The 15,324-nt window shown below is 64.4% G+C and carries 12 protein-coding genes; 7 read left to right on the forward strand and 5 right to left on the reverse strand.

All coding sequences use genetic code 11. The features are described 5' to 3' along the window. Positions 1–414 precede the first annotated feature (414 nt). Positions 415–2,559 carry a TonB-dependent siderophore receptor gene (locus ABS769_RS20895; protein ID WP_345785018.1) on the reverse strand — a complete coding sequence of 715 codons (2,145 nt, stop codon included), beginning with the start codon at positions 2,557–2,559 and terminating at the stop codon, positions 415–417. Between the two features lie 458 nt (positions 2,560–3,017). Beyond that, on the reverse strand, positions 3,018–3,794 hold the full coding sequence (locus tag ABS769_RS20900; RefSeq protein WP_317061193.1) for a polysaccharide deacetylase family protein: 777 nt from the start codon (positions 3,792–3,794) through the stop codon (positions 3,018–3,020). 60 nt (positions 3,795–3,854) lie between these two features. On the opposite strand from ABS769_RS20900, the gene grxD reads away from it, so the two are divergent. Further along, on the forward strand, positions 3,855–4,781 hold the full coding sequence (gene grxD, locus ABS769_RS20905; protein ID WP_317061198.1) for a Grx4 family monothiol glutaredoxin: 927 nt from the start codon (positions 3,855–3,857) through the stop codon (positions 4,779–4,781). A gap of 437 nt (positions 4,782–5,218) precedes the next feature. Here grxD and ABS769_RS20910 read toward each other — a convergent pair whose 3' ends face one another. Further along, a complete protein-coding gene (locus ABS769_RS20910) occupies positions 5,219–5,779 on the reverse strand; it encodes a DUF924 family protein (RefSeq protein ID WP_317061199.1) in 561 nt (186 codons plus the stop codon). A 140-nt stretch (positions 5,780–5,919) separates the two neighbouring features. Here ABS769_RS20910 and ABS769_RS20915 point away from each other — a divergent pair, with 140 nt between their 5' ends. The 5 genes from ABS769_RS20915 to ABS769_RS20935 all read left to right on the forward strand — a co-directional run bounded on the left by ABS769_RS20915 (position 5,920) and on the right by ABS769_RS20935 (position 11,444). Further along, a complete protein-coding gene (locus tag ABS769_RS20915; protein WP_317061200.1) occupies positions 5,920–7,317 on the forward strand; it encodes an amidohydrolase in 1,398 nt (465 codons plus the stop codon). Beyond that, complete coding sequence (locus ABS769_RS20920; RefSeq protein ID WP_317061201.1) at positions 7,314–8,594, forward strand: amidohydrolase family protein; 1,281 nt, start codon at positions 7,314–7,316, stop codon at positions 8,592–8,594. Before ABS769_RS20915 ends, ABS769_RS20920 begins: the two co-directional genes overlap by 4 nt. A 160-nt stretch (positions 8,595–8,754) precedes the next feature. Then, positions 8,755–9,162 carry a DUF2809 domain-containing protein gene (locus tag ABS769_RS20925; protein WP_430544147.1) on the forward strand — a complete coding sequence of 136 codons (408 nt, stop codon included), beginning with the start codon at positions 8,755–8,757 and terminating at the stop codon, positions 9,160–9,162. 138 nt (positions 9,163–9,300) lie between these two features. After that, positions 9,301–9,627 carry a hypothetical protein gene (locus tag ABS769_RS20930; RefSeq protein ID WP_043889875.1) on the forward strand — a complete coding sequence of 109 codons (327 nt, stop codon included), beginning with the start codon at positions 9,301–9,303 and terminating at the stop codon, positions 9,625–9,627. Positions 9,628–9,836: 209 nt separating this feature from the next. Beyond that, complete coding sequence (locus ABS769_RS20935) at positions 9,837–11,444, forward strand: rhamnogalacturonan lyase B N-terminal domain-containing protein (RefSeq protein ID WP_317061203.1); 1,608 nt, start codon at positions 9,837–9,839, stop codon at positions 11,442–11,444. 200 nt (positions 11,445–11,644) lie between these two features. Here ABS769_RS20935 and ABS769_RS20940 read toward each other — a convergent pair whose 3' ends face one another. Both ABS769_RS20940 and ABS769_RS20945 read right to left on the reverse strand, forming a co-directional pair. Further along, positions 11,645–12,442: a GH12 family glycosyl hydrolase domain-containing protein gene (locus ABS769_RS20940; protein ID WP_430544146.1), complete on the reverse strand. Its 798-nt coding sequence runs from the start codon at positions 12,440–12,442 to the stop codon at positions 11,645–11,647. Positions 12,443–12,680: 238 nt separating this feature from the next. Continuing rightward, a complete protein-coding gene (locus tag ABS769_RS20945) occupies positions 12,681–13,496 on the reverse strand; it encodes a GH12 family glycosyl hydrolase domain-containing protein (RefSeq protein ID WP_255086013.1) in 816 nt (271 codons plus the stop codon). Between the two features lie 491 nt (positions 13,497–13,987). On the opposite strand from ABS769_RS20945, the gene ABS769_RS20950 reads away from it, so the two are divergent. Further along, positions 13,988–14,932, forward strand: a complete 945-nt coding sequence (locus ABS769_RS20950; RefSeq protein ID WP_317061204.1) for a DegV family protein — start codon at positions 13,988–13,990, stop codon at positions 14,930–14,932. Positions 14,933–15,324: the final 392 nt, after the last annotated feature.

Raw genomic sequence — 15,324 nt, forward strand, 5'->3', positions numbered from 1 at the left:
CATTGCTTGCAACATGCACACCGACCATCTCGACTGGTCCTTGCCCGCCCACCGTCGCGGGACCTTACGCGGCATGGATGCCGCGTAAGAGCCTACATGGACGTACTTGCGGCGTGTCCCGCGAGGGTGGGCGGGCAAGGGCCCTGCAGCGAAGTCACAGATCAACCGCTCTGTAACTGATCTATCCGCACTCTCCATGCGTTTCAAGACAACCGAGATTTCGAGTCGTAGCGTCATTAGATGCAGTGACAAGCTAGCTAGTCGAGCGCGCGGCGCCCTCACCGCACCAGAGAGTTCGCTGATTGCTTTGTTGAAAGCCATGCACACCGATACTCTCGACCGGCCCTTGCCCGCACACCGTCGCGGGACCTCTGGCGGCATGGATGCCGTCAGCGGCTGGCGCCTTGAGCGAGATCAGAACTTCCAGGACAGCGTCAGCTCCACATCGCGTGGGTCGCCATAGATCAACTGGCTCTGGTAGACGATGTTGGCGTAGTACTTGCGGTCGAACAGATTGCGCACGTTGAGCTGCGCCGACCAAGCCTGATTGATGTCGTAGCGCGCCATCGCGTTGGCCAGCAGCACGCTGCCCTGGGTCAACCGCTGCGTGGTGCCCTGTGGCCCCGACATCAATTCGTGAATCGCAGACTGCCAACTTAGACCACCACCAACGCGCCATGGGCCGGTTTGCCAACTGGTGAACAACGTCGCTTCGCGACGCGGACTGGTCGGATTCACATCGACGCCACTGGCGTCGTTGGCATCGAACTGGGCAAAGCCGAACGCAATGCGCCATTGCTCCGAAAGCTGGCCATCGAGCTGAATTTCCACGCCCTGGCTGACCGTGCCCTTCGCCGCAAGATATGCCTGATCGGTGGTACCGGGCACCAACTGGCCGGGGTCGTTGACCGCGAGGTTGTCCTGCTCGATACGGAACAGCGCCAACGCCGCATTGAGCTGGCCGCCGAGGTATTCGCCCTTTGCGCCGACCTCGTAGCTGTTGCCTTCCAGCGGTTCGATATACCGCCCGCTACGGTCGCGATTGCTCTGCGGTTTGAAGATGCCGGTGTAGCTGGCGTAGAGCGAATGGTGATCGTCCACATCGAAGATCAAGCCCGCGTACGGCGTGGTGCGGCCGCGGCGTTCATACGAGTTGGCCGGCACCAGTTGGTCGGTGTTCTTCCAGTCTGTGATGCGTGCGCCGACGATGGCCTTGAGCGCATCGGTCAGGCTGAAACGGCCGGCAGCGTAGGCGGCAACCTGGCGCACCTCGCGTTCTTCGCCTTTGGTCAGCGGCGTCCACTCCGGCTGCGCCATGCGGCCGGTCCAGGCGTAGACGCTTTCGGCAGTCAGTTGCTGCAGCGGCAGCGGCCCGCTGGACCAGCTGCGCAGGTTGCGATTCATCCAGGTGGCGCCGGCCACCAGTTCGTGCTCGCGGCCCCACAGCGTCAGCGGCACCGTGGCGTAGGCATCCAGACTGTTCTGCGCACTCAGTGTGGGATAGCGGCCACCAAAGTTGCTGGCAAGGCCCAGGCCGGTGTCGCGGTCCGGGTAATCGAGATAGCCGAACAACACCGATTTCCAATCGGCTTCGAAACGCTGATGTGAATATTCCACATGCAGCTGCGCACCGTTGTCGAAGCGATGGGTCAGGCCGGCGAAGGCATTGGTGGTGTCGGCCACGCCGCGCGCCCAGCGCGGAGTGAACGAATCCGAGCGCGCAAAATCCGTGCGGCTGCCATCGCTGAAGTACGCCGGCACCCCGCCCCAGGTGGTGCCGCGACCGTCGTTGCGCTGCTTGTTGACGCCGATATAGCCACTGGTGGCATCGCTGAAATCGGCATCGACAATGCCGTAGAACAGCGACGATTGCTTGCTGTAGTAATCGCGGAACGATTGCTTGTCTTCGTAACTGGTCACCACCCGTCCGCGCACGTTGCCTGCCGTGTTCAATGGCGATTGCAGGTCCACGGTGCCGCGATAGCGGTCCCAGCGCCCCGCCGACAGATCCACGCGGCCGGTGAACACGTCGCTGTCGGCATGCTTGCGCACCAGATCGATCGACGCGGCCGGGCTGCCCGCACCGGAGGTCAGTCCGTTGGCGCCGCGGATGATTTCCACACGGTCGTAAATCGCCATGTTCTGCTGCACATCGCCGCTGTAATCGGTGGGGATGCCGTCGATGCGGTAGTAGTCCACTTCGAAGCCGCGGGCGTTGATATAGGTACGCTCGGTATCCCAGGTCGGCGAGTTGAAACCGGCCACGGTGTCGGTGACGTCCTGCAGCGATTGCAGATTGCGGTCGACGATCTGCTGGCGCGTCACCACCACCACCGATTGCGGCGTTTCGCGTAGCGAGAGCTGCAGCTTGGTCGAACTGCGCGCGACATCGGCGGTGTAGGAGTCGGTGCCTTCGGTGGCAGCGCCGCGATGCGCGTGGATCTGCATGCGGTCCAGGTCGACCGGATCGCGCGTGCTCGACTGCGCCATCGCAGACAATGGGCATGCGCAGGCCAGCGCCAACAAGGAATGCGACAAGCGAGCGTTCAACAAACACACATCCGCACGCACAACAGCGCGCACAGGAGCAATACGGTAAGACATGGTGTCAGCCTCATGAGCGAAACATTGCCGTCCGGGACGGCCGCTGAGGCTGGCGTCATGCATGCGATCGAAAGGCACGCACCGTTTGCTGGCTGGGCGCGCATGTTCGATCCAGGTGAAAGGGCTGTCAATAGATCAGGGCACAAGGTCTGCCGCTGACGGCTGCGATTGACGTCTGTTTGTCGCAGCGGGTGATCGCAAGCCGACAGACCGACGGCGACGCCGCGACCGGCACATGGGCCTGCGCGCGCGTCACATCCGGCGCTGTGTCAGCTGCATCCTGACGCAGCTGACAGAGCGCAGCGAGCGGCCTCAGGCGGGCATGCACGGCACAATCAGCACGACGTGCCGGCATCGAAGGACTAAGCACCGGGCGCGCCTCGCGGTGAACGCAGCCGCTTTGCCGGGAACCTTCAGTCCGGACGCCGCCCCACCAAGCCACGCTCCCGCATCGCCTCCAGCACGCCACGCAGGATGGTCAGGTTGTGGCCGTGCGCGGCACCTTCGTGCAGCAGCACGATCGCGCCGGGGCGCAGGTCGCGCACGATGCGCGCCACGGTGGCATCCGGTTCGCAGCGCACCCCGTCGAAGCCGCGTGCGCTCCAGGCCACACGGGTCAGGCCGTGCGCACGCAGCGGCGAGGCGACGAACGGGTTGGTCATACCCACCACCGAGCGGTACAGCCGTGGCGCCTGCCCGGTGATGGTGGCCAGCACGCGCTGCGCCTGGCCGATTTCCTGCGCCATGCGGCGCGGCCCCAGCGCCCAGAACCAGGCCTGCGGATGGGTGTGGCTGTGGTTGCCGATGCCATGCCCGCGACGCACGATCTCGCGTACCAGCTCAGGCCGCTGCTCGGCGCGTGCGCCGACCACGAAGAAGGTGGCCTTGGCATCGTAGGCGTCCAGCAATTCCAGCATCGCCGGGGTGTCGTCGGAGGGGCCATCGTCGATGGTCAGCCACACCTGCGGCGCGTGTCCGGGCAGGCGTGCCAGTACCGGCGCATACAGGCGCGCGCGCGGCAGGAATACCGGCACCACGAACAGCGCGTGCGACAGCAACAGCGCCGGCACGCCCCAGATCCAGCCCAGGTGCCACCACAACAGCGCCACCGCAGCCTGCGAGAGGGCGAGCAGGCCAAGCCAGCGGTAAGGATGTGAGGGAATGCGATACAGCGTTTGCAGCGTGGTCATACCGCATGATGCCACGCGGCGTAGAATGGTCCGCCTCCACGATCTGACCGAAGTGCTGCCATGTCCCTCGATCCCGCCCTGCGTTCCCGTATCGATACGCTGCTGCAATCCAGCCGCGTGGTGCTCTTCATGAAAGGCCAGCCCAGCATGCCGCAGTGCGGTTTCTCGGCCAAGGCGGTCGGCGTGCTGGACGGGCTGGGCATCGACTATGCCCACGTCAACGTGCTGGCCGACCAGGACATCCGCGAAGGCATCAAGGCCTATGGCGACTGGCCGACCATTCCGCAGTTGTACGTGGATGGCGAGTTGGTCGGCGGCAGCGACATCATCCTGCAGATGGCCGACAGCGGCGAGCTGAGCAGCATGCTCGGCCTGCAGGCGCCGGACCGGACTCCGCCCAAGATCACCGTCACCCCGGCGGCGGTCGAGATGCTCAAGGGCGCGCTGGCCGATGCGCCGGACGCCTCGCTGACGCTGTCCATCGACGCCGACTTCCAGCCGAACTTCCAGCTGGCGCCGACCAACCCGAATGCGATCGCGGCCGAATCCAACGGCCTGCGCGTGCAGTTCGACCTGGCCAGCGCGCGCCGCGCCGACGGCATCACCATCGATTGGGTGGACGACATCCGCGGCCGCGGCCTGGCGATCGACAACCCCAACGCGCCCAAGCCGGTGCAGGAGCTGTCGGTGCGCGATGCCGACGACCGTCTCAAGGCCGGCACGCTGACCCTGGTGGACGTGCGCCCGGCCGACGAGCGTGCGCTGGCTTCGGTTGCCGCCCCGTTCCGCACGCTGGACGCGCACGAGCGTGCCGCCATCGAGCAGCTGCCCAAGGACACCCCGCTGGCGTTCCTGTGCCACCGCGGCGGCCGAAGCGTGCAGGCGGCAGAGCACTTCCGCAGCCTGGGCTTCAGCAACGTCTACAACGTCACCGGCGGCATCGATGCGTGGTCGGACCAGGTGGACAACGGCGTGGCGAAGTACTGAGTACCACGACCGATCGCGCAGCAGTGGTGACGTAGCTGTTGATTCGCCTGTGCGTGCTGTTGCTGTCTCGGTTTGAGCTGTGGTGTTCATCGAGGGTCGAGGGCGCGGTGCCCTCACCGCTCGCGGGACACGCCGTGAATCCGTCCATGGAGGCTCGGTGGCGGCATCCATGCCGCCACACGGTCCCGCAATCGGCGAGGACACCGCACCAGAAAGTTTGTAGGTTGCTTTGTTGAAAGCCTGCATACCGACCATCTTGATTGGTCATTGCCCGCCCACCGTCGCGGGACCTTATGCGGCATGGATGCCGCAGAAGAGCCTACATGGATGTACTTGCGGCGTGTCCCGCGATAGTGGGCGGGCAAGGGCCCTGCAGTGAAGTAACACCCCTAGGGACGCTGTAACTTAAACAGCGCTGAGAAACTTGCCACCGCGCCTCAACCGGAAAATCCACCGTCATCGAGAAACTGCTGTTCTTCCGCAGTGCTCTCGCGCCCCAGCACCGCATTGCGATGCGGAAAGCGCCCGAAGCGGTGGATGATCTGCTGGTGATGCACTGCCCAGTGCGTGGTTTCGGCATCGTCCAACGCAGTGATCAGCTGCACCGCGCGCGCCTGCTCCTGCAGATCTTCCGCATGCCCGAACGGCAAGTAGAAGAACAGCCGCAATTGCGCGGAGACCTGTTGATCGAAACCGCTGGCGAGCGCCTGCTTGGCATGCTGCAGCGCCAGGCCGTCGGTGGCATAGGAATGCGCGCTGCCGCGGAAGGCGTTACGCGGGAACTGGTCGAGCAGGATCAGCAAGGCCAATGCATCTTCGGCACTTTCCATCCAGTGCGCATACTCGCCGCGAGCGGCGGCAAAGTGCTGCTCGCTGAAATGCTGGCGGAAGTTGGCATCGAACGCATCGTTGTGCGTGAACCAGCGGGCCGAGCCGGCCAGCTCCCAGAAAGCCAACACCACATCGGCCTGTTTGTTGCGCTCTGATTTGGCAATCATCGACGTTTCCCCTGACGAATACCGCACAGCATGCACGCGCGCATGTGATGAGCCCGCCGCAACCGAGAGCGCAGCACTTGGCAAGCACGCCGCCGGCCGCTAGGTTTGCTGCTGACGTTTTCGTTGCACCGGGGAAATCCATGCGTTCCATCCTGTTCGCCGCGCTGGGCGCGGCTGTGCTGTGCGGGCCTGCGTCTGCGGCATCGCGGTTCGTGCAAGACCCATATCCCAGCACCTATCACGCGCTCGCCTCCGGGCCGGTGTTGATCCAGCACGCTACGATCCTGACCGGCACCGGGCAGCGCCTGGACGATGCCGACGTGCTGCTGCGCGACGGCAAGGTGTCTGCGGTCGGGCGCGGGCTGGAGGCGCCGGCCGGTGCACGTCGCGTCGACGGCACCGGCAAGTGGGTCACGCCCGGCATCATCGACGTCCACTCGCATCTGGGCGTGTATCCCAGCCCCGGCGTCAGCGCACACAGCGATGGCAACGAGATGACCGCACCGGTCACGCCCAATGTCTGGGCCGAGCATTCGATCTGGCCGCAGGACCCGGGCTTCGGCACCGCGCTGGCCGGTGGCATCACCTCGCTGCAGATCCTGCCGGGCTCGGCCAATCTGATCGGCGGGCGTGGCGTCACGCTCAAGAACGTGGCGTCCACGACCTACCAGGGCATGAAATTCCCGGGCGCGCCGTGGGGCCTGAAGATGGCCTGCGGCGAGAACCCCAAGCGCGTCTACGGCGAGAAGGGCGGCCCGGCGACCCGCATGGGCAATGTGGCCGGCTACCGCGCCGCGTTCATCGATGCGGCCGAGTACCTGCAGAAGAACGCGCCTAAAAAGACGACAAAGAAGCGCCACTGGTGGAGCCGCGGCGGCGACAACGACAGCAGCGGCGATGCCGGCGGCAAGCGCGATCTCAAGCTCGACACGCTGGCCGGCGCCATCAACGGCGACATCCGCGTGCATATCCACTGCTACCGCGCCGATGAGATGGCGACCATGCTGGATCTGTCCAAGGAATTCGGCTTCCACATCGCCGCCTTCCACCACGGCGTGGAGGCCTACAAACTGGCCGACCGGCTGGCGCAGGAAAACGTCTGCGGCGCGCTGTGGGCCGATTGGTGGGGCTTCAAGATGGAAGCCTTTGACGGCATCCAGGAAAACATCGCGATGATCGACCGCCCGGCCAACAGCTGCGCCATCGTGCATTCGGATTCGGAAGAAGGCATCCAGCGCTTGAATCAGGAAGCGGCCAAGGTGATCGCCAATGCGCGCCGCAGTGGCACGGAGATTGCGCCCGAGCGCGCGATCCGCTGGCTCACCAGCAACGCCGCCAAGGCGCTCGGCATCGAGAAACAGACCGGCGCATTGGAGCCGGGCAAGATGGGCGATGTGGTGGTGTGGAACGGCAATCCTTTCAGTTCCTACGCGCTGGCCGAACAGGTCTATATCGACGGCGCGCAGGTCTACGATCGGCATAACCGCGCACTGCAGCCGGTGTCGGACTTCATGCTCGGCCAGGAGGTGGCACGATGAGCCGCGCGACTCGTGTACGCCCGCGTCTGCGCGCGTTGTCAGTGTTGGTATTGGCTGCGCTTGCGTTGCCCGCATTCGGGCAGCAGGTGCTGATCCGTGGCGCGACCGTACATACCGCCACCACCCAAGGCACGCTGCGCAACACCGATGTGCTGGTGCAGGGCGGGGTAATCCGCGCCATCGGCAATCACCTGGCCGTACCCACCGATGGACGCGTGGTCGAGGCCAAGGGCCGCCCGCTGACCCCGGCCTTGTTCGGCGGCATCACCGAGATCGGCATCGAAGAAGTGTCCGGCGAAGACAGCACCGTGGACAGCGGCGTCAAGCTGAGCGATCAGCCGATGCGCCCGGAATTCGACGTCACCCTGGCCTACAACCCCGACTCGGTGCTGGTGCCGGTGGCGCGCGTGGAAGGCATCGGTTTCACTGCGTTGGGCGCGACCACCAGCGGCGCGTTTATCGCCGGACAAGGCGGCATCGTACGGCTGGATGGCAGCCCCGACCCGATCGGCCCGAATGCCCTGTTTATCCGCATCGGTGCAGCCGCATCCGATCTCACCGGCAGCTCGCGTGCCGCGCAGTGGATGCTGCTCGATCAACTGGTTGCCGAAGCGCGCGGGCGCGTGCCGGCCGATTCGCCGCATGCGCTGCTGACCCCGGTCGGCCGCAGCGTGCTGGCCAAGTATCTGGGCGGGCAAGGTCGCATCGTGGTGCAGGTGGAACGTGCCGCCGATATCCGTCAATTGCTGCGCTGGGCGCAGCGCGAAAAGGTCCGCATCGCCATTGCCGGCGGCGCCGAAGCCTGGAAGCTCGCACCGCAGCTGGCGCAGGCCAAGGTGCCGGTACTGGTGGATGCGCTGGCGGATCTGCCATCCACTTTCGACCAGATCGGCGCGACCCTGGAAAACGCCGCACGTCTGCGCGCGGCGGGTGTAGAGGTCAGCTTCACCCAGAGCGGCGATGCCTCGCATAACGCGCGCAAGCTGCGCCAGTTGGCCGGCAATGCGGTAGCCAATGGATTGCCGTGGGAATCCGGCCTGGCCGGGCTGACCCGCGTGCCGGCGGAAATCTTCGGCGTGGCCGATCGCATCGGCAGCATCGCGGTCGGCAAGCAGGCCGATCTGGTGCTGTGGGACGGCGATCCGCTGGATGTCGCCCACTATGCCGAACAGGTGTGGCTGGGTGGCCGCGACATGCCGATGCGCTCGCGCCAGACCGACCTGCGCGACCGTTACATGCAACAGGCAGGACCGTTGCCGCGTGCGTATCTGAAGTGAGCGTGCTTGTAACGAGCCTGCTTGTAACGCGCATGTTCGTAGTGAGCGTGTGTGTGATGTGCTGCACCGCTGCCCACGTAGGAAGGGGGATTGCGCCGCGCGGCGCCTCCCATGCCAAGAGCACACACGGCTGTCATCTGGCAGGCACACCCTGATGCCGATGTCCCCACGCGCACGCATGTTCTACCTGCTGCTCGCACTTGCCGTGCTGCTGATCGAAGTGGCGATCGGCGCCGGTCGGCTCGGTGGGCCGTGGGTGCGCGGCAGCCTGGGCGATGTGTTGGCAGTGATCCTGGTCTACTGCGGATTGCGCGGTGTGCTTGCGCTCTCACCGCGTTGGGCGGCGCTGCTGGCGGTGGCGACCGGGTGCGTGATCGAAGGCTTGCAGGCGATCCATCTGGCCGACCGGCTCGGCCTGCGTCCCGGCAGCGCCGCAGCTATCGCGCTCGGCAACACCGCCACCCTGCACGATCTGGCGATGTATCTGGTCGGCGGTGGCGTGGCGTACATCGGCGATGTGCTGTCATGCCGTGTCGCTGCGGCTTCCGGGCGACATCCGCAGCAGTGATGCACTCCCCCGGGTCTACCGTATGTCTTGCGTTTCACCATCGGCACTGATCGAAACAGTCGCGGCCTTGCACCGGCAGACGCGGCCGATCTGCATGGCAGGGGTACCGCGGTGACCTCGCTGTTCCAGGGCAGCGGATTGCGCTCGATCGACCGCGTCGTGCTGCGGCAAGCGCCAGCCAATCTGCAACGTGGCTTGGAAGCTGTGGGCGGGCGCTTGATCCTCACTGCCGATGCGCTGCACTTTCAGCCGCATGCCCTCAATATCCAGACCCAATCGTTGACCGTGCATCTGGCGCAGATCGAGGCGATGCAACTGCGCTGGACACGCTTGTTCGGCTTGCTGCCGGTTGCGCCGACCTCGCTGGTGGTTCAACTGGACGATGGTGGCGAGCATCGCTTCGTGATCGGCAAACGCGAACAGTGGGTGCTGGCGATCCAGTCGGCGCGCGACGCGCTGCACTGACGCATGTCACTGCGGTGAAATGCAGGCAGCACCGTCCATCGGTCGCTTCGCGCCCCCAGGTTGCAGACAGAGAGCGTGACCTCCACTGCGTTTCGGCACGCCACTTCGAACAGGGCGCACGCTCTGCACGCGTGGTCATCGTGGTCGCTGTCCAGCTCGCCTAGCATCGCGCGTCGGCATCACAGCGACACCCCCACTCGGAGATCGATATGCCCCGCCCTACCCTGCGCATCCTGGCATGCGCACTGTTGTTCTACGGCAGCGTCAGCGCACCTGCCATGGCTGCCTTCGGCGTCACCCGCAGCGGTGATCGCTTCATCGTGGACACCGGCGCCCAACTGGTGTTTTCGGTCAACGCCAGCAATGGCGACATCGTGTCGATGCGTTATCGCGACAACGAGTTGCAGACCACCGAGTCCAAGGGCACGCAGCTGGCCTCGGGGCTGGGTAGCGCCAGCGTGGAGGCGCGCACGGTGGGTGGGGCGATCGTGGTCTCGGCCAAGGCCGGCGACCTGACCCAGTACTACATTGCACGCACAGGCCGCAACGCGATCTACATGGCAACCTATGCACCGACACTGTCGAAGGTCGGCGGCGAAGAGCTGCGCTTCGTCACCCGCTTGAATGTCGCCAAGCTGCCGAATGCACAGCAGGAACCCGACTCCAACGTGGGTACGCCGGTCGAGAGCGAGGATGTGTTCTTGCTGCCGGATGGACGCACCAGTTCCAAGTTCTACTCGGCACGCCGCATGATCGACGACAAGGTGCATGGGGTCAGCGGTTCGGGGGTTGCGGCGTTCATGCTGATGGGCAATCGCGAGCGCAGTTCGGGCGGGCCGTTCTTCAAGGACATCGCCACGCAGAAAACCCGCGTCACGCACGAGCTGTACAACTACATGTACTCTGACCATACCCAGACCGAGGCGTTTCGTGGCGGGCTGCATGGCGTGTATGGCTTGCTGTTTACCGATGGCGGTGCGCCCTCCAGTGCGCAGCTCAACACCGATTTTGTCGATGCCACCCTGGGCCTGAGCGGTTATCTGGCCAGCGCCGGGCGCGGTGCGGTCAGCGGCAGGGTCAGCGGTGTGCTGTCTGGCCAGCCGGCCGTGGTCGGCCTGCGCAACGATCAAGCCGAGTATTGGGCCACCGCCAATGGCAGCGGCGATTATCAGATCGCCGGTGTGCGTCCGGGCCGCTACCGCATGACGCTGTATCAGAACGAACTGGAAGTGGCGCAACGCGATATTGAAGTCTTCGCCAATGCAACGGCCCAGGCTGCGCTGCAGGCCGTCGCCTTGCCGGGCACGCTGAAGTGGCAGATCGGCACTACCGATGGCACGGCTGCCGGTTTCCGGCATGCAGATCTGCTGCCGCGCGCACACCCTTCCGACAAGCGCATGAGCTGGACGCCGGTCACCTACACCGTTGGATCGAGCAGCGTGAGCAATTTTCCCGCTGTGCAGTGGCGCGGTATCAATACGCCGAGCCGCATCGATTTCTCGCTGGCCTCCAATGAAGTGCGTGGCTATCGCCTGCGCATCTTCGTGCCGCTGAGCCAGGTCGGCGCGCGCCCGCAGATCAGCGTCAATGCGCGCTGGAATGGCCCCGTCCCGCCTGCGCCCTCGCAACCCAAGACACGCGGCATTACGCGGGGCACCACACGCGGCAACAACACGCTGTACGAGGTGGATATTCCGGCATCGGCATTGCAGGCCGGCAGCAACCGCATCGAGATCGGCATTGCGTCGGGATCGCCGGACAACGGCTTTCTCAGCCCGGCCATCGTGTTCGACAGCATCCAGTTGGTGGCGCTGTAACATTGTTTGCGTCGCCATCCACCGCACGCAGCCCGTGCGGTGGATGGCGAACGCTCAACAGCAAAAATGACACCGCTGCGTGACCGCCGAAGGCATGACATCGCCACGCGATATCGGCAGGCACACCCATCCATATCTGCGGCTTCGCGTACACCGGTCGCATTGCTCGAGAGTGACGCGCAACCTGGCGATCAACGTGTTTACTTTGCGGTAATCGACCCGCTCAGCGACACCGATCCCATGCCGCCGGTGACTTCGAATCCACCCTCCACCACCTGCAGATACAGCGCATTGCTGTAGCGGCCATCGCCGGCGCGCAACGCCTGCAGCTTGGTCAAGAACGCCTTGACGTCCGCATTGAGATTGCCCTTGGCCGGCAACGCATTGCTGTTGCCTGCAGTGCCATGCGGGATGAAGGTGTACACGTAGTAGCCTGCAGCGGAGTTGTTGCCTTCCCAAAGATCGTAAGTCACGCCGCCGGAGGTAATGGCATTGGCGGTGGTCAGCGTCCCCAGCGGATAGGAATTGTTGGCGCCCCAGATCATCACTTCCAGCTGCGGGTCGCCCTTGCTGGCGTCTTTGCGAAAGAACAGATCGTAGGCAAAGTCACCGGTCTGCCCGCTGCCGCTGGTGGTGAACGCCACCGCGCCGCTCAGGCTGCCGATCTTGGACACCTGATGCGGAAAATAGCTGTCGGTGGCCGGGTTCATCGTGTAGTGCCAACCGCGGCAAATGGCGGGGTAGCCGTACAACGTCCCGCTGGGCAGGTTGTAGGTCACGGTCATGCTCGGCGTGCTGCCTGACCCGAAGGTGGCCTTGATGTTGTTGTTCTTGTCGTTGAAATTATTGTTGTACGCGTACTGCGTGCCGTAGACCTTGGTCTCGCCTGTAGCGGCGCTGGCGCTGGATGCGACCAGCACCAAGGCCAACGCCACAGCGCGCGGCAACAGGTTGGAACCAGCAGACGTCAGCGAACGGAAACTATCGTGCAACTGCATGGGGTGGACTCCGATGATGGATGGATAAACGTTCGTCCACCGGCGTGCAGCGCAACGCGCCGAGCCGTGAACGAACGACCATTACGCATCCGGCGCCATCGACACAGTTGCGCCACTGGCAACGGACACCCTCGCGCTGACGGGGCGAGGACATGGCCATCCCTGCAGACCGATCACCGTGGCCCCATCCGATGCGCGACGCATGCATGCGCCGCGCACAAGACCACGTTATTGCAGATTACTGTGCGTCGAGCGTGGCGCTGACCTTGGCCCAGCCATTGCCGCGCACCACTTCAAAACCCGCTTCAACCGCATGCAGATACATGCTGTTGTTGTAGCGCCCATCCTTGGACCGGTTGGTCTGCAGCCAGGTGAGGAACGGCTTGGCATCCACGTTGAGGCTGCCGCTGGTCTTGAGCGTGGGCTGGCCAGCCGTGCCGGTCGGGATGAAGGTGTAGACGTAGTAGCCGGCACCGGAGTTGAAGCCTTCCCACAGGTCGAAGGTGCGTCCACCGGCGGTGATCACCTTGCTCGCGGTCAGCGTGCCGATCGGCCAGGAGTTGTGGTCGCCCCAGATCATCACTTCCAGCTGCGGGTTGCCCTTGGCGGTATCCCAGCGGAAGAAGATGTCGTAGGCGAAATCGCCGGCCAGATTAGTGCCGCCCGCGCTATAGGTGAACTTGAGCGGGATCTTGCTCAGCGAGGAAATCTGCTTCGGGAACAAGGTGTCGCTGGTCGGATTCCAGTCGTAATGCCAGCCGCGCACGATCGCCGGGTAGCCGTAGAGGTTGTAGTCGGCGAAGTTGAAGGTCACGGTCAACTCCGGCGTGCTGCCGGTGCCAAAGGTGCCCTGGATGATGTTGTTGGGATCGTTGAAATTATTCACCCACGCATAGTGGTTGCCGAAGATCTTGTAGGGCCCGGCCAGTGCCACCGGCGCAAGCGCCACCAGACCGATTGCCAATGCTGCTTTCCACCAGCGCGATGCGCGCCGCCGCGTGGTCGGTGCCTGCGCACCGGTGTGAGTGAGGGTGCTGGATTGGCTGTTGTGCATGTTGACTCTCCGTGTGGGTTCCGCGCGGCAACGCCAGTACGGCGTTGTCGAAAGCCGCCTTGTAGCGGTGGCGTCGGACCCTATCAGCGCCGTTGTGAGCGGAGCTATAGCAATTCCGGCAGCCCTCGCTCGCCATGCACCATAACGGGTGCTATCTGGCACGCGAAGCGTGCGCGGGTCCTCAGTTTGTGTTCGTTATCGGCTGCCAGCAGGATGTATCAGTCAGGAGGCACACAACGCCGCGCCCAGGAATGGTGCAGAGCCGCATCACGCGCAGGCAGCGATTGCGCCACGCAAGCGATCGCTTGTGCATGCCCTGCGCGATGTATCTGTGGCTGCTGCCTGTCGTCACTGATCGACGGCTGCATCACGCCGATGAACGCGTCGCCTTGCACCACGACAGCGACGCGCCAGGCGATAGTCCTACGCGCCACGGCAGTTTTGCGATAGCGTTCGCACTACAGACGACGCAACAGCCGAAGGGGGCGACGATGCGCATCGGAATCGTGGTGGACAGTGCGTGCGATCTGCCGCAGGACTTCATCCAACGCAACAACGTCATCGTGCTGCCGATCAGCGTACGCATCGGCGAAGCAGTGCTGGCCGATCACCGTGATGAAGAGGCCACGCTGAGCTTCCTGCACGCGCACGTGGCCGAGCGCGGTCACGAGGCGGAGACCACACCGTTTTCGGTCAACCAGATCCGCGATCTGTTCCTGCAGCGGCTGGTCATCGACTACGACCACGTGTTCTGCCTGACCGTCTCCAAGCTGCGCAGCCAGATCTTCGATAACGCCATGCAGGCCAGCTTCGCGATCCTCAACGATTACAAGCCGATCCGCCAGGCGGCAGGTCATACCTCGCCGTTCGCACTGCGCGTGATCGATACGCTCAACCTGTTCGCCGGCCAGGGCATCACCGCGGTGGAGGCGGTGCGCCTGCGCGAGCAGGGCCAGGGCGTGGCGGCGATTCGCGCCCGGCTCGAGCAGCTGGCCGAACACACTTACGGCTACATGATTCCGCGCGATCTCTATTACCTGCGTGCGCGTGCCCGCACCAAGGGCGATCGCAGCGTGGGCTTGATCAGCGCCGCGCTGGGCAGTGCGCTGGATATCAAGCCGGTGCTGCGCGCGTATCGCGGCGTCACCGAACCAGTCGCCAAGTTGAAGGGCTTCGAGCCATCCGCAGAGAAGCTGTTCGGCTTCACCGTGCGCAAGCTCCGAGAGGGCTTGATGACGCCCACCGTATGCGTAGGCTACGGCGGCGAGCTGACCGAGTTGCACGCCCTGCCCGGCTACGCCGCCTTGCAAGCCGCCTGCCAGACCCACGGTGTGGAATTGTTCGAAAGCGTGATGAGCCTGACCGGCATGGTCAACGTGGGCAAGGGCGCACTGGCAGTGGCATTTGCGGCCGAGCCGCATACGTTTTCTGCCTGAGGCAGGCTCGGTCGATGGCTTTGCAGCGAAGCGGCAGCGCTATCGCTCTGCAACTGATTCGTCTACATCGTGCAATCAGCTTACGGCCACAGAGATGATGTTGAATCGTCGCGACGTTTAGATTCGGTCAAAAGCTCGGTGGGTCGAGTGCGCGGTGCCCTCGCCGCTCGCGGGACACGCCGTGAATCCGTCCCTGGAGGCTCGGTGGCGGCATCCATGCCGCCACACGGTCCCGCAATCAGCGAGGACACCGCACCAGGGAATTTACAGATTGCTTTGCTGAAAACCCTGCGCACCGACCATCTCGACTGGTCCTTGTCCGCCCACCGTCGCGGGACCTTACGCGGCATGGATGCCGCGTAAGAGCCTACATGGACGTACTTGCGGCGTGT

Origin of the sequence: Xanthomonas hortorum (assembly GCF_040279205.1) — a bacterium.
GTDB lineage: Bacteria > Pseudomonadota > Gammaproteobacteria > Xanthomonadales > Xanthomonadaceae > Xanthomonas > Xanthomonas hortorum_F.

Bases quoted from the DNA above. Each gene is read 5' to 3' on its own strand.
- ABS769_RS20920 (WP_317061201.1), top strand. From the start codon at position 7,314: ATGAGCCGCGCGACTCGTGTACGCCCGCGTCTGCGCGCGTTGTCAGTG.
- ABS769_RS20945 (WP_255086013.1), bottom strand. From the start codon at position 13,496: ATGCACAACAGCCAATCCAGCACCCTCACTCACACCGGTGCGCAGGCA.
- ABS769_RS20915 (WP_317061200.1), top strand. From the start codon at position 5,920: ATGCGTTCCATCCTGTTCGCCGCGCTGGGCGCGGCTGTGCTGTGCGGG.
- ABS769_RS20925 (WP_430544147.1), top strand. From the start codon at position 8,755: ATGTCCCCACGCGCACGCATGTTCTACCTGCTGCTCGCACTTGCCGTG.
- ABS769_RS20910 (WP_317061199.1), bottom strand. From the start codon at position 5,779: ATGATTGCCAAATCAGAGCGCAACAAACAGGCCGATGTGGTGTTGGCT.
- ABS769_RS20935 (WP_317061203.1), top strand. From the start codon at position 9,837: ATGCCCCGCCCTACCCTGCGCATCCTGGCATGCGCACTGTTGTTCTAC.
- ABS769_RS20940 (WP_430544146.1), bottom strand. From the start codon at position 12,442: ATGCAGTTGCACGATAGTTTCCGTTCGCTGACGTCTGCTGGTTCCAAC.
- ABS769_RS20950 (WP_317061204.1), top strand. From the start codon at position 13,988: ATGCGCATCGGAATCGTGGTGGACAGTGCGTGCGATCTGCCGCAGGAC.
- ABS769_RS20900 (WP_317061193.1), bottom strand. From the start codon at position 3,794: ATGACCACGCTGCAAACGCTGTATCGCATTCCCTCACATCCTTACCGC.
- grxD (WP_317061198.1), top strand. From the start codon at position 3,855: ATGTCCCTCGATCCCGCCCTGCGTTCCCGTATCGATACGCTGCTGCAA.